Source organism: Dactylosporangium sp. CS-047395 (assembly GCF_050942185.1).
In the GTDB taxonomy this organism is placed as follows: Bacteria; Actinomycetota; Actinomycetes; order Mycobacteriales; family Micromonosporaceae; genus Dactylosporangium.
In genome coordinates, this window is sequence record NZ_CP192015.1 from 4,818,657 (window position 1) to 4,843,064 (window position 24,408).

General features: G+C 72.6%; 21 protein-coding genes and 1 pseudogene. 15 read left to right on the forward strand and 7 right to left on the reverse strand.

Translation table 11 applies throughout. The features are described from left to right. Nucleotides 1–3 precede the first annotated feature (3 nt). On the reverse strand, nucleotides 4–3,153 hold the full coding sequence (locus ACQP00_RS22600; RefSeq protein WP_433222119.1) for an ATP-binding protein: 3,150 nt from the start codon (nucleotides 3,151–3,153) through the stop codon (nucleotides 4–6). A 104-nt stretch (nucleotides 3,154–3,257) separates the two neighbouring features. Between ACQP00_RS22600 and ACQP00_RS22605 the strand changes: the two are divergent. Further along, nucleotides 3,258–4,560: pseudogene (locus ACQP00_RS22605) on the forward strand (MFS transporter). Here ACQP00_RS22605 and ACQP00_RS22610 read toward each other — a convergent pair. From ACQP00_RS22610 to ACQP00_RS22620, 3 genes are read right to left on the reverse strand one after another with little or no spacing between them, the layout of a single operon-like run. Next, nucleotides 4,507–5,022 (reverse strand): flavin reductase family protein, encoded by a 516-nt coding sequence (locus tag ACQP00_RS22610; RefSeq protein ID WP_433222121.1) that lies wholly within the window; start codon nucleotides 5,020–5,022, stop codon nucleotides 4,507–4,509. The pseudogene ACQP00_RS22605 and the gene ACQP00_RS22610 sit on opposite strands and share 54 nt — an antisense overlap. Continuing rightward, entirely contained in the window at nucleotides 5,019–5,834 is an 816-nt protein-coding gene (locus ACQP00_RS22615; protein ID WP_433222123.1) for a VOC family protein, read from the reverse strand. The genes ACQP00_RS22610 and ACQP00_RS22615 overlap by 4 nt, the downstream gene beginning before the upstream one ends. Next, complete coding sequence (locus tag ACQP00_RS22620; RefSeq protein ID WP_433222125.1) at nucleotides 5,831–6,556, reverse strand: enoyl-CoA hydratase/isomerase family protein; 726 nt, start codon at nucleotides 6,554–6,556, stop codon at nucleotides 5,831–5,833. Before ACQP00_RS22620 ends, ACQP00_RS22615 begins: the two co-directional genes overlap by 4 nt. Nucleotides 6,557–6,749: 193 nt before the next feature. On the opposite strand from ACQP00_RS22620, the gene ACQP00_RS22625 reads away from it, so the two are divergent. From ACQP00_RS22625 to ACQP00_RS22675, 11 genes are read left to right on the forward strand one after another with little or no spacing between them, the layout of a single operon-like run. Then, nucleotides 6,750–8,273 (forward strand): ABC transporter substrate-binding protein, encoded by a 1,524-nt coding sequence (locus ACQP00_RS22625; protein WP_433222127.1) that lies wholly within the window; start codon nucleotides 6,750–6,752, stop codon nucleotides 8,271–8,273. Nucleotides 8,274–8,288: 15 nt separating this feature from the next. Continuing rightward, complete coding sequence (locus ACQP00_RS22630) at nucleotides 8,289–9,134, forward strand: ABC transporter ATP-binding protein (protein ID WP_433222129.1); 846 nt, start codon at nucleotides 8,289–8,291, stop codon at nucleotides 9,132–9,134. Next, on the forward strand, nucleotides 9,131–10,093 hold the full coding sequence (locus ACQP00_RS22635; RefSeq protein ID WP_433222131.1) for an ABC transporter permease: 963 nt from the start codon (nucleotides 9,131–9,133) through the stop codon (nucleotides 10,091–10,093). The genes ACQP00_RS22630 and ACQP00_RS22635 overlap by 4 nt, the downstream gene beginning before the upstream one ends. Nucleotides 10,094–10,097: 4 nt before the next feature. Next, nucleotides 10,098–10,973 (forward strand): ABC transporter permease, encoded by an 876-nt coding sequence (locus tag ACQP00_RS22640; RefSeq protein ID WP_433222133.1) that lies wholly within the window; start codon nucleotides 10,098–10,100, stop codon nucleotides 10,971–10,973. Next, on the forward strand, nucleotides 10,970–11,761 hold the full coding sequence (locus ACQP00_RS22645; RefSeq protein WP_433222135.1) for an ABC transporter ATP-binding protein: 792 nt from the start codon (nucleotides 10,970–10,972) through the stop codon (nucleotides 11,759–11,761). Before ACQP00_RS22640 ends, ACQP00_RS22645 begins: the two co-directional genes overlap by 4 nt. Nucleotides 11,762–11,769: 8 nt before the next feature. Continuing rightward, nucleotides 11,770–13,137 (forward strand): zinc ribbon domain-containing protein, encoded by a 1,368-nt coding sequence (locus tag ACQP00_RS22650; protein ID WP_433222137.1) that lies wholly within the window; start codon nucleotides 11,770–11,772, stop codon nucleotides 13,135–13,137. Beyond that, entirely contained in the window at nucleotides 13,127–14,311 is a 1,185-nt protein-coding gene (locus tag ACQP00_RS22655; protein ID WP_433222139.1) for an acetyl-CoA acetyltransferase, read from the forward strand. Before ACQP00_RS22650 ends, ACQP00_RS22655 begins: the two co-directional genes overlap by 11 nt. After that, nucleotides 14,308–15,204 carry an SDR family NAD(P)-dependent oxidoreductase gene (locus ACQP00_RS22660; RefSeq protein WP_433222141.1) on the forward strand — a complete coding sequence of 299 codons (897 nt, stop codon included), beginning with the start codon at nucleotides 14,308–14,310 and terminating at the stop codon, nucleotides 15,202–15,204. Before ACQP00_RS22655 ends, ACQP00_RS22660 begins: the two co-directional genes overlap by 4 nt. Nucleotides 15,205–15,254: 50 nt before the next feature. Further along, nucleotides 15,255–15,719, forward strand: a complete 465-nt coding sequence (locus ACQP00_RS22665) for a VOC family protein (RefSeq protein ID WP_433222143.1) — start codon at nucleotides 15,255–15,257, stop codon at nucleotides 15,717–15,719. 1 nt (nucleotide 15,720) lies between these two features. Then, nucleotides 15,721–17,202: a class I adenylate-forming enzyme family protein gene (locus ACQP00_RS22670; RefSeq protein ID WP_433222145.1), complete on the forward strand. Its 1,482-nt coding sequence runs from the start codon at nucleotides 15,721–15,723 to the stop codon at nucleotides 17,200–17,202. Then, nucleotides 17,199–18,731: a class I adenylate-forming enzyme family protein gene (locus ACQP00_RS22675; RefSeq protein WP_433222147.1), complete on the forward strand. Its 1,533-nt coding sequence runs from the start codon at nucleotides 17,199–17,201 to the stop codon at nucleotides 18,729–18,731. Before ACQP00_RS22670 ends, ACQP00_RS22675 begins: the two co-directional genes overlap by 4 nt. A gap of 5 nt (nucleotides 18,732–18,736) precedes the next feature. On the opposite strand, the gene ACQP00_RS22680 is transcribed toward ACQP00_RS22675, so the two are convergent. Beyond that, on the reverse strand, nucleotides 18,737–19,489 hold the full coding sequence (locus ACQP00_RS22680) for a hypothetical protein (protein ID WP_433222149.1): 753 nt from the start codon (nucleotides 19,487–19,489) through the stop codon (nucleotides 18,737–18,739). Nucleotides 19,490–19,638: 149 nt separating this feature from the next. Further along, a complete protein-coding gene (locus tag ACQP00_RS22685; protein WP_433222151.1) occupies nucleotides 19,639–20,025 on the reverse strand; it encodes a Rid family detoxifying hydrolase in 387 nt (128 codons plus the stop codon). Nucleotides 20,026–20,189: 164 nt separating this feature from the next. Here ACQP00_RS22685 and ACQP00_RS22690 point away from each other — a divergent pair, with 164 nt between their 5' ends. Further along, nucleotides 20,190–20,801, forward strand: coding sequence for a YdeI/OmpD-associated family protein (locus ACQP00_RS22690; RefSeq protein WP_433222153.1), 612 nt, complete (start codon nucleotides 20,190–20,192; stop codon nucleotides 20,799–20,801). Between the two features lie 10 nt (nucleotides 20,802–20,811). Here the strand turns inward: ACQP00_RS22690 and ACQP00_RS22695 are convergent, their stop codons facing one another. Beyond that, entirely contained in the window at nucleotides 20,812–21,357 is a 546-nt protein-coding gene (locus tag ACQP00_RS22695; RefSeq protein WP_433222155.1) for an AAA family ATPase, read from the reverse strand. A gap of 198 nt (nucleotides 21,358–21,555) precedes the next feature. Here ACQP00_RS22695 and ACQP00_RS22700 point away from each other — a divergent pair, with 198 nt between their 5' ends. Next, a complete protein-coding gene (locus tag ACQP00_RS22700; RefSeq protein ID WP_433222157.1) occupies nucleotides 21,556–22,053 on the forward strand; it encodes a hypothetical protein in 498 nt (165 codons plus the stop codon). 6 nt (nucleotides 22,054–22,059) lie between these two features. Further along, the gene (locus ACQP00_RS22705; protein ID WP_433222159.1) at nucleotides 22,060–24,387 is read left to right on the forward strand and encodes a M48 family metalloprotease; all 2,328 of its coding nucleotides are present in this window, start codon (nucleotides 22,060–22,062) and stop codon (nucleotides 24,385–24,387) included. Nucleotides 24,388–24,408: the final 21 nt, after the last annotated feature.

Here is a 24,408-nt window from a genome sequence, read left to right on the forward strand (position 1 = left end):
GCCTCACTCCTTGTCGCGGGCGGCCGGGGACCCGAGCTCGGCCAGGAACCGCTCCGCGCGCCCGGCGAACAGGTGCGACCCGACGGCGGCGGAGCGCGCGCGGGCCTGCTCGGCGGCCGCCCGGACCACCGCCGCGGGCTCGCCGCGGGCGGCGGCCAGCCGCGCCCGGACCAGCAGCAGCAACCCCTCGGCGTAGCGCTGGCCGTGGTCCCACAGGGCGGCGTCGGCCCGGTCGAGCGCGCCGGCGGCCCGGTCCGGCAGCCCGGCGGCGAGCCACATCTCGGCGATCAGGCCGTACTGGTAGGCGACGCCCCACTGCGGCGGGTCGAGCAGGCTCGCGGCCAGCAGCTCCTCCGCCTCGGCGGCCGCACCGGCCGGGTCGTCGCCGGTGAGGGCCCGCGCCCAGCACCAGTTCTGCCGGATGTAGTGGTCGATCTGCGAGCGCAGCCGGGCCAGGCCGGCGGCGACCCAGCGCTCCCCGGCCCGGCGGGCCCGGTCGGCGTCCCCGGCCATCGAGGCGATCATCGTGGTGTAGTAGACCCAGACCGAGGCCGCGTACGGGTCGGCCGGGTCGTCCCACGAGTCGACGAAGGCCAGCGCGGTCCCGACGTCGCCGTGCAGGGCCGTGGTCACCGCCCGCCAGCCGGGCCCCTCGCCGGGGATGGCGCCGTCGCGCCGCAGCGGGGTGTCCGCCGAGGTGAACGAGTCGTCCTCGGCGGTGAACGACCGGTACGCCGCGCCGATGTTGCCGATGTCCCACTGGTGCAGGCCCCACGCCTGGCGGCCGTAGCGGCGGATGGCCGGATCGGACGAGGCCTGGCCCCGCTCGTGCATGCGCTTGGCGAGCCGGCCGCGGTCGCGCTCCATCGCCGTGTAGCCGCCCATCACGCGGATGAACAGGAAGTCGGCCGCCTCGGCGTCGCGGCCCAGGGCGAGCGCGAGGTACTCGGCCCGCTCCAGCAGGTCGAAGATCGAGGCGTCGTAGCCCGCCTGGCGGCGCAGCACGATCGCGAGCAGGGTGAGGGCGTCCAGCTCCAGCTCGGGCCGGCCGGTCGTGCGGGCGACCTGGACCGCCGAGCGCAGGTGCCGGTCCGCGGACTCGAACGCGAGCCGGTTCGCGGCGCGCCGCCCGGCCCGGATCAGCGCCGCGGCGGTGCGCTCGGGATCGGCGAGCGGCCCCGCGGCCCACAGATGGAACGCGAGGCGCTCGGCCACCGCCTCGTCCTCGGCGTGGACGGCCTCGAGGGCGTCGGCGACCCGCAGGTGCAGCCGCACCACCTTCGGTGCCGCCGTGGTCTCGGACACCGACTCGCGCACCAGGTCGTGCGCGAAGCGCAGCGCCGACGGGTCCGCGGGCCCGGGTTCGAGCAGCCCGAGGGCCTGCAGCGGTTCGAGGCGATCCAGACATTCCGCCACCGGTACTCCGCTCGCCCGCGACAACAGCCGGAGGTCGACGTCCCGGCCGATGAGCGCGGCCACCTGCAGCAGGTCGCGGGCGCGCTCGTCGAGGCCGGCCATCCGGTCGCGGACCACGTCGCGCACGGTCGAGGGCACCCGGGCCGGGGCGTCCGCGTCGCCGCCGCGCAGCGCACCGGCCTCGTCGAGCAGCCGGGACAGCTCCCGCACGAAGAACGGGTTGCCGGCGGTGCGGGCGTGGATGGCCCGCGCCACCCCGGCGTCCGGGTCGAGCCCGGCCTCGCGCCGGACCAGCTCGGTGACGTCGGCCAAGCCGAGCGGGCCGAGCCGGAACCGGCGGTGCCCCGGCACCCGGCTCGCCGTGGCGAGGACCTGCGCGAGCTGCTCGTGCGGCGTCGGCGCCCGGTCCCGCAGCGCGCCGACGACCGCGGTGCCGGCCGGCAGCCGGACCGCCAGGTGCTGGAACAGCTGCAGCGAGGCGGCATCGGCCCACTGCAGGTCGTCGAGGATCAGCACGGTGGGCCGCTGCGCCGCGGCCCGCGCGACCAGCGCGACCACCTGCTCGAACAGCCGGAACCGGGCGTTGCGGTCCGATCCGCCCCGGCCGCCCTCGTCGTGCGGCTCCAGCAGCAGCCCGAGTTCGTCCGGCCCGGCGAGGCTTCCCAGCGCCTGCTCCCACGGCCACATCGCCGGCGTGCCGTCGCCCTCCAGGCACGTGCCCCACACGGCGCGCGCCCCGAGCCGCCCCGCCAGCGCGGCCGCCTCCTCCAGCAGCCGGGTCTTGCCGACGCCGGGCTCGCCCTCGACGACGGCGACCGCGGTCCGGCCCGCGACCGCGCCCTCGACGGCCTGGCGCAGCATCGCGAGCTCCTCAACCCGGCCGACCAATGCCGGCCCGGCGCTCGCCCGCACCCCGTCGTCGGCGGTGGTAGCGGCGGCGTTGGTGGTCGCCGCGCCGGCGGGAGCCGGTGCCGCGGTCTGGGTGAGGACCTGGCGGTGGGCCGCCTCCAGGGCCGGGCCCGGGTCGATGCCGAGCTCGTCGGCGAGGCGGTCGCGGACCGTGCGGTACACCGACAGCGCCTCCGCCTGCAGGCCGGCCGCGCCGAGCGCGGCGACCAGCCCGGCCTGCACCGGCTCGTGGAACGGGGCCATGGACGCGGCCAGCCGCAGCGCCGGCAGCACCGGCTCCGGCCGCCCGGTCGCCACGGCGAGCTCGGCCGCGCTCGTGCAGGCGGCGTAGAACTCGTCGTCCAGCGCGGCGAACACACTGGCCGCGCCGGTCCCGCCGGCGACGCCGTTGCCGGCCGGGCCGCGCCACAGGGCGAGGGCCCCGGCGAGGTGCCCGAGGGCCGTCTCCGGGTGCGGCTCCGCGCCGGCCGCGGCGACGAGCCGGCGGAACGCGAGCAGGTCCAGCCGGTCGGGCTCGGCGGTGAACAGGTAGGCGTTGCCGCGCCGGTGCAGGAACGACCCGGTCTCGCGGGCCGGCAGCAGTGGTTCGAGCGTGCGGCGCAGCGCCCCGACGTACTTGTGGATGACGTTGAGCGCGCTGGCGGGCGCCTCGTCGCCCCAGATGAGGTCGATCAGCTCGCCGGTGCTCGTCGGGCGGCCGGCCCGGGCCAGCAGCAGGGCCAGCAGGTACGCCTGCTGGCGGGGCCCAGGGTCCAGCTCGGCGCCGTCCCGCCACAGCCGGAGCGGGCCGAGCACCTCGAGGTACACCGTGGAACCGCCGACCGGCACGCCCCTATCATCCATGACACTCGGCGAAGTCCCGGAGGCCGCCCATGACCACCGCCCGACTCCCACTGCGCGCGCTCGGTCCCTTCGCCGCCGGCTCCGTCGGGATGGGCATCTGGGTCACCGTGCCGGGCCTGTTCCTTCTGTACTTCCTGACCGACGTCCTCGCCGTGCCCCCGCTCGCGGCCGGCCTGGTCCTGCTGGTGCCGAACATCGTCGACGTCGTGCTGCACCCGTGGGTCGGCTGGCTCTCCGACGCCGACCGGTCGGCCCGCGGGCACCGGCTGCGGCTGATGCTGGCCGGCTGCCTGGTGGTGCCGGTGTTCGTGGCGATGTTCGCGGTGCCGTGGGACCTGCGCGGGATCCCGGCCGCGCTGTGGGTCGCGGTGGTGTTCGTCGCCGGGAACCTGCTCTACGCCTGTTACCAGGTGGCGTACCTCGCCACGCCCGCCGACCTCGGCATCGGCTACCACGAGCGGACCCGCCTGATGGGCTACCGCAACGTGGTGATCACGGTCGGTGTGCTGGTCAGCGGGGTCGTCGCGCCGCTGCTGGCGGGAGCGGACCCGGGCGTCGGCGACTACGCGCGGATGGCCCTGGTCTTCGGGGCGGTGATGCTGCTGGCGATGCTGGCCGGGATCGGCGGGGTCGCGCGGCTCAACCGGGCCGCGCCGGGTCCCCGGCCGGCGCCCGGGGACCGCCGCGGCCTGCTGGTCGCGCTGCGGGACCGGCAGTTCCGGTGGCTGGCCGGCTCGTACCTGACCGTGGCGATCACGATGAACCTGGTGCTGGCGGGGATGCCGTACTTCGCCGAGTACGTGCTGGGCCGCGGCGCTGACCTCGCTGCTGATCGGCGCGTTCATGGCCCCGGCGGTCCTGGCCACGCCGCTGTGGGTGCTGGTGGCCCGGCGGATCGGCAAGCAGCGCGGCCTGCTCGCCGCCCAGGCCGCGTTCGTGGCCGGGTCGCTGGTGCTGGCGCTGGGCCGCCCGGCCGGCCTGCCGGTGCTGATCGGGGCGGTGGCGGTGCTGGGCGTGGCGTTCGCGGCGATGCAGCTGATGCCGCTGTCGATGGTGCCCGACGTGATCGCCGCGAACGGGTCGGGCGGGGCCGCGCGGGCCGGGAGCTACACGGGGCTGTGGACGGCGGCGGAGGCGACCGGCGGGGCGCTGGGGCCGTACGCGTACTCGGCCTGCCTGGCCGTCGGCGGGTTCGTGGCCACCGCGGCCGGCGAGCAGGTCACCCAGTCCGCCGGGGCGATCGCCGCGGTCCGCTACGGGTTCACGCTGGTGCCGGCCGTGCTCATGGCCGCGGCGATCCTGCTGCAGCGGCGGTACACGCTGGACGGCACGGCGCAGTCACTCGGCGACGGGGCCGTTCGGGGCGACGAACCGGCCGCGGTAGAACGATAGGGCCGGCACCTTCGAGGGCTTGAGATGCACGTGGTCCACGTCCAGCAGGATGATGACGTGGTCGCCGCTGGTGATGACCTCGTCCTTGCGTCCGGCCAGCACGGCGGGGGTTCCGGGCAGGAGCGGTACACCATCGGGCCCTGGAACCCAGGCGACCCCGCCGAGCTTCTCGGTGCCGGTCAGGCCCGAGGTGGCGAAGCGGCGGGCCACGTCCTCCTGGTCCTGGCCCAGGATGTGGATCGCGATGCGCTCGGAGTCCATCAGCACCCGGAAGCTCGACGACGAGGTGGCCAGGCAGAACAGCACCTTGGGCGGGGTCAGCGAGACCGAGGTGAACGAGTTCACGGTCAGCGCGGCCGTCGTGCCGTCGGGGGTCACCGCGGTCACGGCGGTGACGCCGGTGGGGAAGTGCCCGCACACCTGGCGGAACTCGGCCGAGTCGAAGAGGGGCTCAGTCATCATCGTTGCACCGCCGGGTCGGAGGGGTGATCGGGGCGGAGCCCGCCTTCGAGCTCGATGAGGCACAGCGTGTGGCCGCCGGGGTCCTTGACCAGGTGCAGGCGCCCGTGCGGGCTGTCGACCGGGCCGACCGTGGCCGAGCCGCCGAGCGCGGAGACGCGGGCGAGGGCCGCGTCGAGCGAGGCGACGGAGAAGTACGTGATCCACTTGGACGGCAGCTGGTTCGGCCACTCGTTGTCCAGCTCCAGCACGCCCGCGACCGGGACGTCGCCGAGCATGAGCACGGTGTACGGCCGGGCGGTGGGGGAGTCGCCGCGCTGCTGGGTGGTGTAGCCGAACAGGGCCCGGTAGTACTCGACCGAGCGTTCGGGCTCGCCGGTGTCCAGCTCGTTCCAGCACAGCGCGCCGGCCGAGTTCACCGCCTGCACGCCGGCCCGGGACTCGCCCTGGTAGAGGCCGAAGACCGCGCCGAACGGGTCGATGACGGCGGCGCCGGTGCCGGCTGCCGGGAGGTAGCGGGGCCGGGTGACCAGCTCGCCGCCGAGGTCGACGGCCTGGCCGGCCGAGCGCTCGACGTCGTCGACGGCGAAGTAGGTGATCCAGCCGCGCGGGCGGCCGCCGTGCAGGGCGTTGGCGTCCGAAATGCCCGCCACGTCCCGGCCGTCGACGCTGCACATCCGGTACGTCGCGCTGCCCAGCTGCTCGTGCCGGACCTGCCAGCCCAGCAGGGCGGCGTAGAAGCGCTCGGCCTTGTCCGGATCGGGGGTGCACAGCTCGACCCAGACGGCCTCGCCGGCGGAGAAGCGGTGACTCATGCGCGGAGCTCCCCGGAGGTGATGGTGGCGGCGGAGATCTGATAGGCCCGCTCGGGGCTGCCGGTGGCCAGGCTCGCCTCGACCACCCCGACCACGCCGCGCAGGGTGTCCCCGGGTACGGCGGCCAGCCCGGCCACCACCGCGTCGACCTCGGCCTCGAGGTCGTCGTCGGCGACCACCCGGGCCACCAGGCCCCAGCCGAGCAGCTGCTCGGCGGTGGCCTCGGTGACGCCGGTGAGCAGCGCGTAGGCGTGCGGGCGGGGCAGCCGGTGGGCGATGGTGAAGCCGACGCCGGCCGGGGCGAAGCCGAAGCGGACCTCGGGCAGCGAGAGCCGGGCCTGCCGGCCGGCGATGGGCAGGTGCAGCGCGGCGAGGAGCCCGGCGCCGAAGCCGATGACCCGGCCCCGGACCGCGGCGACGACCGGGACGGGCAGGTCGCGGATGCGCCCGAGCTGGGCGTCGCTGTCGCGCAGGCCGGCCGCGACCGACTCGGTGGTGGCCGCGCCGAGCCCCGCGAACGAGGAGGTGTCCCAGCCGCCGCAGAAGTGCCGGCCGGCCATGTCGAGGCGCACGACCGCGCAGCCCGGCTCGGCGGCCGCCGACTCCATGGCCGCGACCAGCTCGCGCAGGGCGGCGTCGTCGAAGGCGTTGCCGCGCCCGGCGTTGTCGAAGCGCACCCGGGCGACGCGGCCGTCGTGTTCGCGGGTCAGTGAGATGGGCACGTGGCGGATCATACATACCAGTCGGTATGAAGACAATGCAGGCCTCTGACCGGCGCTTTGTCATACCGGCGTCATGAACGGGATACCGATTCGACCTGTTGACTTGATACCGGCTGGTCGGTACTTTGTGGCGAGCGTCACGGGCTCGATTCGCAGTGACACATCAGCCTCATCGCTGTGAAGGACATCCATAATGATGAAGCACCCCCGACGGTCGTTATCGCTGGTCACCACGGTTGCCGTGGCGGCGTTCGGCCTGGCCGCCTGTGGCGGAACCTCCGACTCCGGCGCGAGCGGTGACACCCCGAACACCGCTCCGATCCGCGCCCTGCTGGCCGCTCAGCCGGCCACCCTCGACCCCATCGTCGGCGCGCGCTCGGCCCAGATCGTCTGGGCCACGATGCTCGAGCCGCTCATCAACACCGACGCGTCACTCAAGCCGATCGACACCGGCATCGTGACGAGCTGGACCCGCACCGACCCGACGACCTGGACCTTCAAGGTCCGCGACGGCGTCTCGTTCAGCAACGGCGAGAAGGCCGACGCGGCCGCCGTGGCCAACACCCTGACGCTGACCCGCGACGCGCCGTCGTCGCAGCTCAAGTCGTACTTCACCAACGTCGCCAGCGTCGAGGCGCCGGACGCGACCACGGTCGTGATGAAGACCAAGACCCCGCAGTACAACTACCCCGACCTGCTCACCACCGTGTACCTGGTGCCGCCGGCCTACTACAAGGAGAAGGGCTCGGAGGGCTTCGCCGCCGCTCCGATCGGCACCGGACCCTACGTGTGGGACGGCGCCCACGCCGGGCGGGACATGTCGGTCAAGAAGAACGACAACTACTGGGGCCCGAACAAGGCGCAGAACTCCGGCATCACGTTCACGTGGGCCAACGAGGCGTCGCAGCGGCTGGCCCTGATCCAGAGCAAGAGCGTCGACGTCTCCTTCGACCTGCCGCCCGCGCAGGCGACCGAGGCCAAGAAGGCCGGCGTCAACGTGACGAGCACCGAGACCGCGATCAAGATCATCGCGTTCCTGGACTCGACCCAGGCGCCCTTCAACGACCCGAAGCTGCGGGAGGCGGCCGCGCTCGCCATCGACCGGGACGCGATCGTCAAGGGCATCTTCGACGGCCAGGCCGTCGCCGACGCCGGCCTGCTCAACGTCACGCCGGGCCAGAAGCCGGCCTCCAGCGTGACCGCCGACCCGGCCAAGGCCAAGGAGCTCGTGGGCGGCGCCGGACCGACTGTGCAGATCACCTACCCGGCGGCCCAGTACACCAACATCGCCGAGGTCTCCCAGGCCGTGGGCGGTGCGCTGGAGAAGGCCGGGTTCAAGGTGAACTACGTGCCGATCGACTACGGCACGCTGGTCAAGCGGGTCGTCGGCCACCAGGTGCCCGGCATCGCGATCTTCGCCGGCGTCCCGAACGTGGCGTCGCCGGACTACTTCGTCAGCGGCTTCATGCGGACGAAGTCGATCACCGGCAACTGCGCCGACCCGCAGATCGACGACCTGGCCACCAAGGCGCTGGAGCAGACCGACGCGGCGGCCGCCGCCCCGATCTACGAGCAGCTCAACACGATCGGCGTGGTCGACAAGCACTGCTATGTCCCGCTGTACCGCCAGATCTTCAACTACGCGACCGGCCCGACGGTCAAGGGCGTGGTGTTCGGCCCGCTGAACACCGTCGACTTCACCAAGACGACCCACTGACGGAACCACGGGAACATGCCTGAGGCAGCGAAGACGGAGGTGGCGGGCGTGCTCGCCCGCCACCCCGGCACCCCCGAGACGGACGCACCCGTCCTGGTGGTCGACGACCTGGTCGTCGAGCACCGCAACCGCACGACCGGCGAGATCTTCCGGGCCGTGGACCACGTGTCGCTGCGCATCGACGCCGGCGAGAGCGTGGCGGTCGTGGGGGAGTCCGGCTCCGGCAAGACGACGCTCGCCCTCGCCGCGACCGGGCTCGGCCCGCGCGGGGAGGGCGACGTCCGCCTGCTCGGGCACTCGCTGTCCAAGGTCGGCCGCAAGCAGCTGCGCCGGCTGCGGCCCGAGGTCCAGGTGGTCTTCCAGGACCCGCACGGCTCGCTCGACCCGCGCCAGTCGGTGCGCTCCGGCCTGCGCGAGCTGCGGGCCCTGCAGCCGGAGCGGACCGCCTGGATCACCGACGACGACCTGCTCGGCCGGGTCCGGCTCGCCCCCGAACTGCTGGAGCGCTACCCGCACCAGCTCTCCGGCGGCCAGGCCCAGCGGGTGTGCATCGCCCGCGCCCTGCTCATGCGGCCCCGGCTCATCGTCGCCGACGAGCCGACCTCGGGCCTGGACGTCTCCGTGCAGGCCGACGTGCTGGCCCTGCTCAAGGAGATCCGCACGGCGACCGGCGCCGCGCTGCTCATGATCAGCCACGACCTGGCCGTCGTGCGCTCGGTGTGCGAGACGGTGCACGTGATGTACCGCGGCCAGGTCGTCGAGTCCGGCCCGTGCGAGCGGGTCTTCGCCGAACCGGAGAACGACTACACGCGCGAGCTGCTGGCCGCCATGCCCGGCGCGAAATGGAGGGCCCGCCGATGAGCGCGACGACCGTGCAGCCGCCTCGGAAGGCGACTTTCACGACCGGCACGATCAGGCGCGTCGCCGGCCGGATTGGGGCCCTGCTCGCGTCGCTGCTCATCGCGCTGACGGGTGCCTTCCTGCTCGGCCGGCTCTCCGGCGACCCGACGGCCACGATCCTCGGCCCGATGGCCCCGGAGGAGCAGCGCATCGAGCTGCGCCACGAGCTCGGCCTGGACCGCCCGCTGCTCGTGCAGTGGCTGGACTACATGAAGGGCGTCTTCACCGGCGACCTCGGCAACTCGCTGCAGTTCTACCAGCCCAACACCACCATGATCATGGACCGGCTGCCGTTCACGCTGCAGCTCGTCGCGGCCGGCATGGCCCTGGCCGTGCTCGTCGGCGTCCCGCTCGGCGTGCTCGCCGCGACCCGCGAGGGCACCTGGTGGGACCGGGCCGCCTCGACCCTGGCCCTGCTCGGCCAGTCGGTGCCGGTGTTCTGGTTCGGCATGATGCTCGTGGTGCTCTTCGCCGTGAAGCTCGGCTGGCTGCCGGCCGGGCAGTCGGGCACCCCCGCGCACCTCGTGCTGCCGGCGCTGACCATGTCGGTGTACCCGATGGCCCAGATCGCCCGGCTCACCAGAGCCTCGATGAGCGACGCGCTCGCCGAGCCCTTCATCGACTCCGCCCGCGCCCGCGGCATCCTGCCCAGCCGGGTCGTGTGGCGGCACGCGTTCAAGAACGCGCTGATGCCGATCCTCACCATCGTCGTGCTGCAGACCGGCATCCTCCTGTCCGGTGCGGTCGCCGTCGAGTACGTGTACTCCTGGCCCGGCCTCGGCCAGCTCGCCCTGCAGGCCATCCAGTTCCGCGACTTCCCGCTCGTGCAGGCGATCGTCGTCTTCGGCGCGCTCGTCTTCGTCGTGCTCAACCTGCTCGTGGACGTCATCCATTCGCTCGTCGACCCCAGGGTGAGGTGACAGCGTGACCGAGGTCGCCATCGCGCCCGCGAGCACCATCACGAAGAAGACCCGGCGCCGGACGTCCGCGTTCTGGCTGGCGGTGCCGATCGCCGTCATCGCCCTGGCCGTGTTCGTCCTGCCGCTGACCGGCCTGCTGCCCGACGGCGGCCAGAACCTCGACGCCACCCGCCGCCCGCCCGGCTGGCTCACCGGCGGCACCTGGTCGCACCCGCTCGGCACCGACAAGCTCGGCCAGGACGTGCTCACCCAGTTCGTCTCCGCGGGCCGGCTGACCATCGTCATCGGCCTCGTCGGCGCGCTCGTCGCGATCGGCCCCGGCACGCTGCTGGGGCTGCTGGCCGGCTACTTCCGCGGCTGGGTCGACCGGGTCATCTCCATCCTCATCGACGCGCAGCTGGCCCTGCCGTTCATCCTCATCGCCCTGGCGATCATCTCCAACCGGGGCAGCTCCCTGCCGGTGCTGTTCCTGGTGCTGTCGCTGACCGGCTGGGCCATCTGCGCCCGGGTCACCCGCTCGGCCACGCTGGCCATCCGGGAACGGCAGTTCGTGCTCGGCCTGCGCGCCGCCGGGGCGTCGGAGGGCCGGATCGTCTTCCGGCACATCCTGCCCAACCTGGCCGGCACCATCGTCGCGCTCGGCACGCTCCAGGTCGGCACCGCGATCCTCGTCGAGAGCGCGCTGAGCTTCCTCGGCCTGGGCGTCGTCCCGCCGATGATCAGCTGGGGCTCGCTGCTCGCCTCCGGGCAGAACGAGCTCAGCCAGGCCTGGTGGATCGCGTTCTTCCCCGGCCTGGCCATCACGGTCCTCGTCGTGCTGGTCAACCTGCTCGGCGACGCGCTGCTCACCCACCACGACCCGAGGAAGAGGCGCCGATGACAAGCCTGCTGGACGTCACCGGGCTCTCCATCACCGCGACGGTCGGCGCCGGCGACGTGCCGCTGCTGCAGGACGTCGACCTGAGCATCGGCCGCGGCGAGATCGTCGGCGTCGTCGGCGAGTCCGGCAGCGGCAAGACCACCCTCGCCCGCTCCGTCGTCGGTCTGCTGGAGCGCAACGTGCGCGTCGAGCGCGGCGCGATCGAACTGTCGGGCGAGCGGATCGTGGCGCCGGGCACGGACCGTACCGGAAAAGTCCGTGGCACTGCGGTTGGCATGGTCTTCCAGGACGCCTCGCGCTCGCTCAACCCGCTCATGAAGGTGCGCACCCACCTCGCCGAGGTGCTGCGCCGCCACGTGCCCGGCATCACCAAGGCCGACGTCGAGCGGCGCTCGGTCGAGGTCCTCGAGCAGATGCGGATCACCGACACCGCCCGGGTCCTGGCCAGCTACCCGCACCAGCTCTCCGGTGGCCTGCGCCAGCGGGTGGCCATCGGGCTCGCCGTCGTCACCCGGCCCTCGCTGGTCATCGCCGACGAGTGCACCACCGCCCTGGACGTCACCACCCAGACCAAGGTCGTCGGGCTGTTCCGCACCCTCGTCGACGAGCTCGGCATCGGGCTGCTGTTCGTCACCCACGACCTCATGCTCGCCAGCGACCTGTGCGACCGCATCGCTGTGATGAGCGCCGGGCGGGTCGTCGAACAGGGCGACGTCAACCACGTGCTCGACCACCCGGAGCAGGAGTACACCCGGCGCCTGCTCGCCGCCATCCCCTCCTGGAGCTGAACGAACCCATGGCAGGCATCGACGCCTACGCGGCCTACCTCCCGGCGTACGCGCTCACCGACAACACCCTCGACGGCCCGCCCCGCCCGCGCGGCATCGCCCGGTCCGTCGCCGGCTTCGACGAGGACGTCATCACGATGGCCGTCGAGGCGCTGCGGCATCTGCCGGGGCATGGCGAGCGGCTGCTGCTGGCCACGACCAGCGCCCCCTACGAGGCGAAGACCTCCGCCGGCGTGGTGCACGAGGCCCTGGGCCTGGACCCGGGCGTGGCCGCGCTCGACCTGCGCGGGCACCGCTCCGGCGCCACCGCCCTCGACCTCGTCGTCCGCGCCGGCGGCAGCGCGGCCCTGGCCGACCTGCGCACCACCCGGCCCGGCGCCCCCGACGAGCTGGCCCAGGGCGACGCCGCGGCCGCCTTCGCCGGCGGCACCGGACAGGCCGCCGAACTCCTCGCCCAGGCCGGGCACACCACCGAGCTCCTCGAACGCTGGCGGCTGCCCGGCGAGCGGCACGACCGCGTGTGGGACGAGCGGTTCACCGCCGACATCCTCGCCGCGGCCGGGCTCGACGCGGCCCGCAAGGCGCTGACCGAGGCCGGCCTCGACGCGGCCGACCACGTCGTCGTCTCCTCGTCCAACGCCCGGGCGGCCGCGGCCCTGCGCCGCGCGCTCGGCGGGTCCGGCGACGACGGCAAGCTGGAGAAGGCCACCGGGTTCACCGGCGCCGCCCACCCCGGGCTGCTGCTCGCCGACGCCCTCGACCGGGCCGAGCCGGGGCAGAGCATCCTGCTGGTCTCGGCGACCGAGGGCGCCGACGCGTTCGTGTTCCGGGCCGGCGCCGGCGTGCGGGAGGCCCGGTCCGGTCCGGCCGTGCGCGCGCAGCTCGCGGCGCGGGAGGAGCTCGGCTACGGGCGGTACCTGCGCTGGCGTGGGCTGCTCGACGTGCAGGGCCCGGCCCGCCCGGCCGCCCCCGCGCCCGCGGCCCCGCCGATGGTGCGCCGCGCCGGCTGGAAGTACCGCCTCGAAGGCAGCCAGTGCGGCGCCTGCGGGAAGGTCACCACCCCGCCGAGCCGGGTCTGCGCCGCGTGCGGGATCGCCGGCGACGGCACCGCCAAGGTCTCCCTGCGCGACCGGACCGCGACGGTCGTCTCGGTGACCCGCGACCACCTCACCACGATGCCCGAGCCGGACGTCGCGATCGTGGTCGCGGACTTCGACGGCGGCGGACGGCTCAGCGCCTACGCCACCCCCGGCACCGGCGAGATCGTCGTCGGCACGGCGATGGAACCGACCTTCCGTCGCATGTGGACGACCGACGGCATCCACAACTACTTCTGGAAGCTGCGACCCGCAAAGGACAGCACCGATGGCGAGTAGGCGCATGGCCCACGACGTCGCGATCGTCGCGATGGGCTGCACCCCGTTCCGCGACCACTGGAACTCCTCCGCCGACGACCTGCTCGTCGACGCGGTGCAGGAGTGCGTCGGCAACCTGGCGGACGTCGGGCTCGACGACATCGACGCGTTCTGGGTCGGCACCCAGGGCTCCGGCATGTCCGGGCAGACCCTGGCCCGGCCGCTGCGCCTGGTCGGCAAGCCCGTCACGCGGGTCGAGAACTACTGCGCCACCGGCTCCGAGGCGTTCCGCAACGCGGCCTTCGCGGTCGCCTCCGGGGCGTACGACATGGTGATGGCGACCGGCGTGGAGAAGCTCAAGGACGCCTCGCAGTCCGGGCTCTCCGCGGTGTACCCGCCGGCCGACGGCACCGACGTCGACTGGACCGCCCCGGCCGGCTTCTCGCTGCTGGCCCCGGCCTACCAGGAGGCCTACGGCGTCGACGACCGCGGCCTGCGCGGCGCCCTGACCAGGGTGGCGATGAAGAACCACGCCAACGGCGCGCTCAACCCGCGGGCCCAGTTCCGCAAGGCGGTCACCGCCGAGCAGGTCGAGGGCGGCCCGCGCATCGCCGGCCCGCTCGGCGTCATGGACTGCTCCGGCGTCTCCGACGGGGCCGCGGCGGCGATCCTGGTGCGGGCCGAGGACGCGTACCGGTACACCGACAAGCCGATCTTCCTGCGCGGCATGGGCTTCGTGGCCGGCTCCGGGGCGGGCCTGGCCACCGACGGCTACGACTTCACCACCTTCCCGGAGGTCGTCGCGGCCGCCAAACAGGCCTACGAGCAGGCCGGCGTCACCGACCCGGCCAGCCAGATCTCGCTCGCCGAGGTGCACGACTGCTTCACCCCGACCGAGGTCGTGCTCATGGAGGACCTCGGCTTCTCCGAGCGTGGCAAGGCCTGGCGGGACATCCTCGACGGACGCTACGACCGCACCGGCGCGCTGCCGGTCAACACCGACGGCGGGCTGAAGTCCTTCGGCCACCCGATCGGCGCGACCGGGCTGCGGATGATGTTCGAGTGCTTCACCCAGCTGCGCGGCGAGGCGGGGGAGCGGCAGGTGCCCGACGCCCGGCTCGCCGTCGCCCAGAACCTCGGCGGCCAGCCGGGATCATGTGTGGCTTTCGTTGCGGTGCTGGGGAGTGAGCGATGAGCGTCAGGCTGGACGACCGGGTGGTCATCGTGACGGGCGCGGGCAACGGCATCGGCCGGGCCCACGCCATCTCCCTCGCGGAGCACGGCGCGAAGGTGGTCGTCAACGATCTCGGCGGGGCCCTGGACGGGAGCGGCAGCGGTGGCGCGGCCGAGCGCGTGGTCGAAGAGATTCGAGCCGCCGGTGGTACCGCGGAAGCCTCCACCGACTCGATCGCCACTCCCGACGGCGGGGCGTCGCTGGTGCGCCGGGCCATGGACGCCTTCGGCCGCGTCGACGCCGTCATCCACAACGCCGGCATCCTGCGCGACCGCACCCTGGCCAAGCTCTCCGACGACGACGTCCAGTCCGTCATCGACGTGCACCTCACCGGCGCGTTCAACGTGCTGCGCCCGGCCTGGCCGCTGATGGCCGGGCAGGGCTACGGCCGGATCGTGCTCACCAGCTCCTCGTCGGGCCTGCTGGGCAACTTCGGCCAGGCCAACTACGGTGCGGCCAAGGCCGGCCTGGTCGGGCTCATGCACGTGCTGTCCCTGGAGGGCGCGCGCCGCGGCATCCTGGTCAACACCATCGCCCCGACCGCGGCCACCCGGATGACCGACGGGCTGCTCGGCGAGCTGGCCGACCGGTTCGACCCGCGCCACGTCGCCGCCGTCGGCACGTTCCTCGCCTCCGAGCAGTGCGAGCTGAACCGGCACATCCTGACCGTCGGCGGGGGCCGGGTCGGGCGGATCTTCCTCGGCGTCACCCCCGGCTGGTACTCCGGCCGCGAGCCCGCCTCGCCCGACGACATCCTCGCCAACCTCGACGACATCTGCCGGCTGGACGACTTCATCGTCCCGACCTCCGGCGCCGACGAGGTCGCACTCATCCAGAAAGTCCTCGGTCAGTAACACGGAAAGGCGTTCACCCCATGCCGGTCTCTGAAGTGCATCACGTGGCCATGACGGTCTCCGACGTCGAGCGGGCCGCGGACTTCTACGAGCGGGCCCTCGGCTACCGCCGCACCCTGCGCAGTGACGTCGGCGGGCCCGGGATCGAGGACTCGCTCGGGCTGCCCGCCGGGACGACCGGGAAGGTGCAGTACATGCAGGGCCCGACCCGCGTCGGGCAGCTCGAGCTCATCGAGTGGAACGGCACCAAGACCCGCACGGCGACCGCCGGGCACCTGGAGCTGGGGACGTTCCTGCTCAGCTTCGAGGTGCCGGTCGACGAGATCGAGGAGCTGCACCAGCGCATCGCCGACCTCGGCGCCGAGATGCTGGGCAAGCCCAACCGGGTGTTGCTGGAGAACTACGGGTACATCACCGCCTTCGCCTGCCGCGACCTCGACGGCAACCTCCTCGAGTTCGTGTCGCTGCCCAGCCGCGAGGAGATCCTCGCCTACCGGGCCGGGAACGGCAGCTGACATGGCGACCAGCAACTTCGCCGAGGTGCTGCGCGTCCAGGCGCTTCGCCGGGCCGGCCGGGAGGCCCTCGTCGACGGCGAGCACCGGTGGACCTACGCCGAGCTCGACGCCGACGTCGACCGGCACGCGGCCGCCCTGCTCGCGGCCGGGATCACCGCGGCCGACCTGGTCGGGATCCTGGCCCGCAACACCGCCACGTACGTGCTCGAACTGCTGGCGGTGGCCCGGATCGGGGCGGTCGCGGTGCCGCTGAACTGGCGGCTGCACGCGACCGAGCAGTCCTACGTGGTCACCCAGGCCGGCATCGCGGTCGTGCTCCACGACGACGACTTCGCCGACATCGCCGAGGCGCTGCCGGGCCTGCGGGTGCGCGTCGGCCCGCGGCGGCTCGAGGAACTGCTCGCCGCGCAGCCGCAGGGCATTCGCGTCCCCGACGCCGAGAAGGCGGCGGGGGACGTGCACCGGTTGCTGTACACCTCGGGAACCACCGCGCATCCGAAGGGCGTCATCCACACGTGCGGCAACGTCGCCGCCAACCACCGCGCCCAGGTCCTCGAACTCGAACTCACCCAGCACGACCGGATCCTCATCTCGGCCCCGCTGTTCCACGTCTCCGGCCTGGAGGCGCCCGGCCTGGCGATCTTCGTGGCCGGCGCGACGATGGTGCTCACCCCGACGTTCAAGGCGCCCGACATCGCCGCGATCGCCGCGGCCGAGCGGATCACCGGCATGGTGCTCGCCGCCCAGATCCTGTTCGGCCTGCTCGACCTCGACCCGGCGCCGGACCTCGGGTCGCTGCGGTACCTGCTCTTCGCCGGGGTCGCACCGAGCGTGCGGCGCAAGGTGAAGGCGCGGCTGCCGCACGTGCGGCTCATCGACACGTTCGGCATGACCGAGTGCTGCAACGGCGTGACGTACATGGACGCCGCGCACGAGGAGTCGAAGATCGGCGCGCTCGGGGCCCCGTTCCCCGGCGTGCACATCCGCATCGTCGACCAGCACTTCCGCGAGGTCGCGCCGGGCGTCGAGGGCGAGCTCATCGTGCGCGGGGAGAAGATCTCGCCCGGGTACTGGCGCGACGAGGAGACCACCAAGCGCACCCGCCGCGACGGCTGGTTCCTGACCGGCGACGTGGGCCGCATCGACGAGGACGGGTACCTCTGGTTCGTCGACCGCCGCACCGACCTCATCAAGTCCGGCGGGGAGAACATTGCCAGCGCCGAGGTCGAGCGGGTCATCGCCCAGCACCCGGACGTGGCCGAGGTCGCCGTCATCGGGGTGGCCGACCCGCAGTGGGACGAGGTGCCGAAGGCGTTCGTCATCCTGCACCCCGGCGCCCGCTCCACCGGCGAGGACATCCGCGCGCACTGCCTGGCGAACCTGGCCAAGTTCAAGGTGCCGAAGTACGTGCAGCTCGTGGAATCCCTGCCGCGCAACGACTCCGGCAAGGTGCTCAAGAAGAGCCTGCGGGAGACGGCATGACCGCCAACATCGCCGCGATGCTGGCCGGCAACGCCCTGCGCTTCGCCGACGAGGACGCTTTGGTCTTCGAGGGCCGGCGCTGGACCCACCGCCAGCTCGACGACGACGTGAACGCCTTGGCGGCGGGGCTGCTGTCGCTGGGCGTGCAGCGGTCGAGCCGGGTCGCCATCATCGCCAACAATGTCCCCGAGTTCCTGATCCTCTCCTTGGCGCTTTCGAAGATCGGTGCCGTTTTTGTACCGCTGAACTATCGGCTGACCCCGTCCGAACTCGCGCACCTGCTTGGCCACGCTGACGTTCAGGCGGTCGCTACGGTGCCGGAGTTCGCTTCTTTGAGTGCGGCTGCTTGTGCCGATCTGCCGCACGTGCAGCGGCTTGCACTTGAGCCGATCGGCGAGGGCTGGACGGATTTGCGTGCGCTTTTGTCCGGATTTATGGGCACGAAGGTGCCTGATTCTGACATATCGGACTCCGCGTTGCAGCGGATCATCTACACGTCCGGCACGACCAGCCTGCCCAAGGGCGTCATGCTCACCCACGGCAACGTGAACATGAACATGCACGCCCAGATCGTCGAGCTGGGCCTGCGCGCCGGCGACCGCATCCTCAACTTCGCCCCGCTGTACCACGTCGGCGGCACCGACCTGCCCGGCTACGGCATCTGGCACGTCGGCGGCTGCATGGTCCTGCAGCGCCGCTTCGACCCGGCCGCCGTCCTGCGCGCGATCGAGTCCGAGCGCATCACCGGCATGGTGATGGCCGCGACCATGCTCGACATGGTCCGCCGGGCCAGCGAGACCGAGGCGGCCGATCTCTCATCGGTCCGCTGGCTCATCTACTCGCAGGTGACCACCGCACTGTTCGGCGTGGCCCGCGGGCTGTTCCCCAACGCACGCCTCATCGAGGGGTACGGCCTGACCGAGACCTGCAGCGGCCTGACGTACCTCGACCGCGCACACATGGAGTCCAAGCAGGGCTCGGTCGGCATCCCGGTCCCATGGGTCCAGGTCCGCGTGGTGGACGCCTTCGACGCCGACGTCCCGGTAGGCGTCGACGGCGAGGTGGTAGCGCGCGGCCCAAAGGTCAGCCCCGGCTACCTCGACGACCCCGACGCCACGGCGACGGCATTCCGCAACGGCTGGTTCCACACGGGCGATGTGGGCTGCTTCGACGAGGACGGCTACCTGTACATCCGCGACCGCCTCAAGGACATGATCCGCAGCGGCGGCGAGAACATGTCCAGCGCCGAGATCGAGAACGTCCTGGCCGACCACCCGCTCGTGCTGGCCGCCTCGGTGGTGGGCGCCCCGGACCCGAAGTGGCAGGAGGTGCCGGTCGCCTTCGTGATCGGCCGTTCTGGGTTGACGCCGGAGGCCTTGATCGAGCACGCCCGGGAACGCCTCGGCAAGTTCAAACTCCCCAAGGAGATCTACATCGTCGAGGAGTTCCCGACCAACCCCTCGGGCAAGGTCCTGAAGCGCACCCTCCGGGACCTGCGCCCGACCCTGACGCCGGACTGGAAGTACTAGCTGGATCAGGAGCTTGGCAGTGCGTCGAATGCCTCGGCGTCGGCCTTGAGGATGGTGCTCAGTGCGTAGGCCGCTGTCCTGGCGTCGGCGCCGAAGCCGTACAGCTGGGCGTAAACGTCGCAGGCGCCCGCGGCGGTCCAGCACGAGTACGAGTCGGCGTGGCCCTTGCGGGTGGTCTTGCTGCAGTAGGCATCCCTACCGTAGAACCGGACCGATTGGGGCCGGATGATGGTTCCATGGTCGAGGTCTGACACGGTGTCGCTGCCGTCGGACTTGTGCTCATGGGGGCAGGTCATTCGGTCGGCGAGGGCCAGCGCGGCCAGCGCCTCGCCTCGCCGGTACCCCGGGTTGCCGGTCGGATTCGGCGGGGCATCGGAGGCGGCGAGGACGACGGTGATCTCACCGCCGCCCGTGCCCTGCGAGTTGCTCCACTCGCGCTGGTGCATCGCGAGGTCACTGGGCGTCAGCTTCTTGCCGCCACAGCCGGTGATGGCCTGGTTCGCGGTCTCCTTGTCGTAGGCGAGTTCCCAGCTCAGAGGGGCATCCCATGACGTGGGCACGAGCGCGGCGGTGCGCAACTCCGCCGGCGTCAGTGGCTTCCGCTGCCCGGTCTCGCTCGGGGATGGCGACGGCCCGCCGGTGCTGGCCCCCGCACTGGACGGCGCGACCGCGGGCGAGGACGCCGCGACCTCGTGGTGCGGAGCGCTGCAGCCGCTCAGCACCATGAGGCAGGTCCACGTCGCAACGATGCGCTTCATCAGGGTCTCCGGTTCGCTGATCGCAGGACGACATCGGTGACCCGTGCACGTACGAGCACCGGACCGCGGGATCACCTCCGCCGGCCGGAGGCTCATTTGATCACAGCGGTCGGTCGCCGCGGTGCCCCTTGCCACCAGTTCGCGAACCGTCAGTCGTCGGCGAGGACGGCGATCGCTTCGATGGAGATGAGCAGGTTGCGCGGCAGGCGGACGTTGGCCGGCGCCGACCGGGCCGGCGGCGGGTCCGGCATGAACCGCTCGTACACAGCGTTGATGGCGGCGAAGTCGTCGACGTTCGCGTAGAAGATGGTGGTCTTGACGATCGTTGCCAGCGAGGCGCCGGCCTCGGTCAGGATCGCGTCGAGGTTGCGCAGCGCCTGCTCGGTCTGCTCCTCGATGCCGCCGGGCGCGACACCGGTGGCGGGATCGATACCCGCGGTGCCCGAGCAGAACACGAACCCGTTCGCGACGATCGCCTGGCTGTAGGGCCCGAGCGCCTGCGGGGCGCTGTCGGTCGAGACTGCGTACCGGGTCATCGTCGAACCTCTTCATCGATGGACGTGTGACGGACCTCGTTCATCCTCAGCCGGGACGCGCGCGTCCAGCGGCGACCGGCGGTTATCGGACAGTTCAGCGACGCCTGACCGAGAGCGCGGACGCTCCGGCGCGGCGAATCGGGGCGTGGCACTAGCCTGGGGTGGTGGCGGGAACCGAGCTGGATGAGTTGGTCGTGGCAGACGGTGCGGCGCTGCGGGCGTGGCTGCTGGACAACCACGACGTCTCGCCGGGCGTGTGGCTCGCCCTGGGCCGGAAGGGTGGCTCCGTCACCACACTGACCTGGGAGCAGGCGGTCGACGAGGCGCTGTGCTTCGGCTGGATCGACGGGCAGGCCCGCAAGCGCGACGCGGAGAGTTCCTGGCGGCGGTTCACCCCGCGCCGGGCCCGCAGCGTCTGGTCGCAGCGCAACGTGGCCAATGTGGCCCGGTTGGAGGCGGCCGGGCTGATGCTGCCCGCCGGGCAGGCCGTGGTGGAGGCCGCGAAGGCCGACGGGCGCTGGTCGGCCGCCTACGCGGCGTCGTCCGAAGCGGAGGTGCCGGCCGATCTGGGCGCCGCGATCGCCGCGGTGCCGGCGGCGCAGGCCATGTTCGACGTGCTGACCAAGGCCAACCGCTTCTCGCTGATCACCCGCGTCAACGCCGTCAAGCGGGCCGGGACGCGCACCCAGAAGATCGCCGAGTTCGTGGCGATGCTGGCCCGTCACGAGACGATCCACCCGCAGCGCGCCAGGCCGGCGGACCCGCCGACGTCATGACGGGCGCGCATCAGGCGGCGTTCGTGCCCAGCGCGGTCAGGACCGTCTGCAGCCGGCTTTCGAGCGGTCCGCTCAGCTCCAGCACCGGCGTGTCCGGCCAGGCGTCCCACGGGTCGTCGTACACCAGATCCAGGATCGCGGCGTTCATCCGCGAGCGAAGGCCGGGCAACTCCGCCGCCGGCAGCATCCGCTCCGTCTCGGCTGTGATCACCGTGATGACCAGCAGGTCCAGGGCGGCGAACGCGGGCCGTAGCAGTGCACCGTCCACCTCCTCGGCGGGGTCCGCGCCGGCCGCCGCCAAGTACGCGAGATAGTCCAGCGGCGTCCGGTCGAAGATCGCACCGGGCGACGGCGGTGGCGCGCCCAGGCTCCGCACCGAGCGGGTCAGCATGGCCCGGTAGTCCTCCAGCGAGGGCGGGAATTGGAACTCGTAGCCCTCCTCTTCGAGCAGGTAGTACGGCTCGTCGACGACGAGGTGGCCCGGGAGGCGCGCGGAGAGGGCCTCGACCAGCGTTGTTTTGCCGGTACCGTGCGTCCCGGAGATCCCGACCCGCATCCGCACTCCCCATTCGGCTCGACCGACCGGGCCATCCTGGCCTCGGTGCCGGCCCGCGCCCGTAGACAGCTGATTGTCGCTTATCAAGACGTACCCGGATTCCCTCCACCGAACGGGTGCCGTCGATCTGTTGTCGGACGTTGGCCGCGCCCGATCCGTGGATGGCTCGCTGAGTTGCCGTCTGAACAGAATGGCTGCGTGACGGACGACCGGCCGGGAATGGTGACGGTGCCCGCGGTGACGCGGACGGTGATCGAGCGTCTGGCTCCGGCGGAGCTCTCGGTCCTGGAGACCTATCTGACCGCATACGAAGCCGATCCGGGGCTGGTCCGGCACCTCAAGCCGCGCTCCGGCGATGACGCGACCGGCTTCGGCGGTGTGGACGCTTCGCTCACCCCGTACGTGGTCGCGCTCGCGTCGAGCGCGCTGACCTTCGTCGCGGCGCAGGCCGGCGAGGCGGCGCGCGCGGCCGCCGGGGAGCGTATCCGCCGGGTCGTCGACTGGGCGTTCCGTCGGGGCGTCGACCCGGTCGTGCCGGAACTTCCGGCCGCCTCCGTGGCGGCGCTCACCAGCGACCAGCTCGACGAGGTGCGGGCCGTCGTGTACCGCAAGGCCCGCGAATTCCGGCTCGCGGAGTCGACGTCGAAGAACTTGGCCGACGCGGTCGTCGGCACCCTCGTGACCAGCGTCGAGTAGGGCGTCGTGGACCCCACCCGGTTCCCCGACGACACCCGGCTGCGGGTCTGGCTGATGTTGCTCGTGTTGGGCACGGTGGGGCTCTTCTTCGCCTATGCGAGGGCGATGCCAGACATCGCCGACGCTGCTCAACGGTGCGAGGCAGCAGCCTGGCAGGCCCTCCCCGATGCGGGCGAGAACGCGCGTGCGGCGGCGCGGTGGGCGCACGAGTGGCGCGTCTGCCGGGCTCCCGCGATCCGCGCCGGTGGTCTCAACCTGGTCAGTGGACTCGATTTTGCGATGATCGCCGTCGGCGTCTACGCCGCCCAGGTGCTTTGGCGTCTGCGCCGGCGGGGCCTGCGCCCGCTCACCGGCCCGGACCGCGACCGGGTGAGCAGCATCATCTCCGAGTACGGCCGGCCGGTCGGTCTGCGCCGTCCGCCGCTGGTGTACTACGACCTGCGGCCCGGAGCTCGGCCCACCGCGTTCGGCCGAGCGTCCAGGCCGATCCTGGCCGTGGCGCAGGGCACGTTGTACGACCTCGTGCACGACCGGCGCCGCTTCGACGCGATTGTCCACCACGAGCTGTTCCACTTCATCGGCAACGATGTATCCGTCTATTACCGGGCGTTGGCCGTGTTCCGCGCGCTGTGCGTTCAGGTCGTGGCGTTCGGCGTCATCTTCGCCGTGGGCATTGCCGTGGTGCTGGACAAGCCGGCGCGGGGCGCCTTGTTCGCCGCCCAGTGTGCCGCGGTTCTTGGCCTAGGGCTGGCGGCGCTACGCGACTACCTGCGCCGCCGCGAGTTCCGGGCCGACATGTGGGCGGTCGACCGTACCGCCGATCGCGATGCGGTCGAGCGGGCGCTCGCCGCAGGACCAAAGGGCCGGCTCGCTTGGCTGCCGCGCGTGTTCCAGACCCACCCGTCGCCGGGCGAGCGGATAGCCGCGCTGCACGACCGCAGCCGTGCGCTGCGCTTCACCGCCGCCGCGGCGCTGCTCACGTCGGTCGGCACGGGCCTGCTCGCACCGACGTTGGCGCTGTACCTGCCGCTCACGGGTTCGGTCTGGCTGGCCGAGCACGCCAATGTCGTGGCCGGCGCGGTCGGTGGGGCGTTCCTCGGCCGGGTTCTGGCCATCGGCGGCTGGCGCAACGTGCACCTCGCGCTCATCACCGGCGGGCGGGTGCCGACCGGGATCGCCACCGGTCTTCTCGCGGCCGCCGGACTGATCGCGGGCGGGCTGCTGCCGCTCCAACTGGTCTTCGAGCAGGCTGGGCCGTGGGTTCCCGTGCGGACGGTACCGCTCGCCGCTGCCTTCGTCGGTGCGGCGCTCTTCTGCGCCTGGATCAACGCCGGGGCGCGGCTGCGATTGGGCATCCACGCCGCACAACTCGACGCGCGTGCGTACCGGTGGGGCGTGCGCCTGGCGACGATGTACGGCGGCATAGGGGTCGCCGCGCTGACGTTCACGGCCGCCCCCTATCGCGCGGCGGAGGCGTACACCCATCGGGGCTCGACGAATCTGCCGAGTCCCCCTGACGCGCTCCTGGTCCCCGCCGACCGTACCGCCGAGCGCTTCCTCGTCGGCCTCTGGAGCGACTGGCGGACTGTCACACTGTTGGCCATCGCGCTGGGTTGGCTGCTCATCGCCCGTGTCTGGTCCTGGCAACAACCGCCGCCACGGCAACGAGCTGCCGTCCCGCCCGCCGAGCCCGCAACGGTCGCGGAGCCGGCCGAACCCACCCCGATTGCCGAGCCGGCGGCAGCGCAGGTCACCTCGGCGGCCGTGACGGCGCTGGTCGAGAATGCCGCAGTCACCCGGGCGAGCCAGACGCCGCCACGCGCTCGACTCGTCGTCGCATGGGTGGTGTCCGGCCTGACGCTCGCCGTGGTGATGCTGACCGCCCGAGGAACCGGCGACCTGCCCTACGTCACGGTCACCGGCGCGGCGGCACTCGTCCTGGCGTGGCTCGCCTACCTGGGCCGACCCGCACCCCGGCTGTTCGTCGTCGGCTGCTACGTCGCCTGCCTGGCCGTCGGCGTGGCGGGAACGCTGCCGGCACACCGCTGGCAGGACCTGTCACTCATCGTCGTCGGCGTCGTCGGCACCATCGGCTACGCGCACTTCCGGATGCCGATCCCCGGGGAGCGACACAGCTTCACCCTCCTGGTCGGGGCGCTCGCCCTCTACAACAACATCTGGATCCTGCTCAGCCTCGTCCTGGTGGGGGCACTGGTCGGCTTCGCCATGCGAGCCTGGCTGCGAGCGCCCGCCGCCGAACCGGAACCGCCACTCTGGCTGGGATTCGCCATCGGCGGACTCTTGTGCCTCGCCTGGGAGATCGCCGTGCACTGACGAAACCTTGGCCGCACCGAG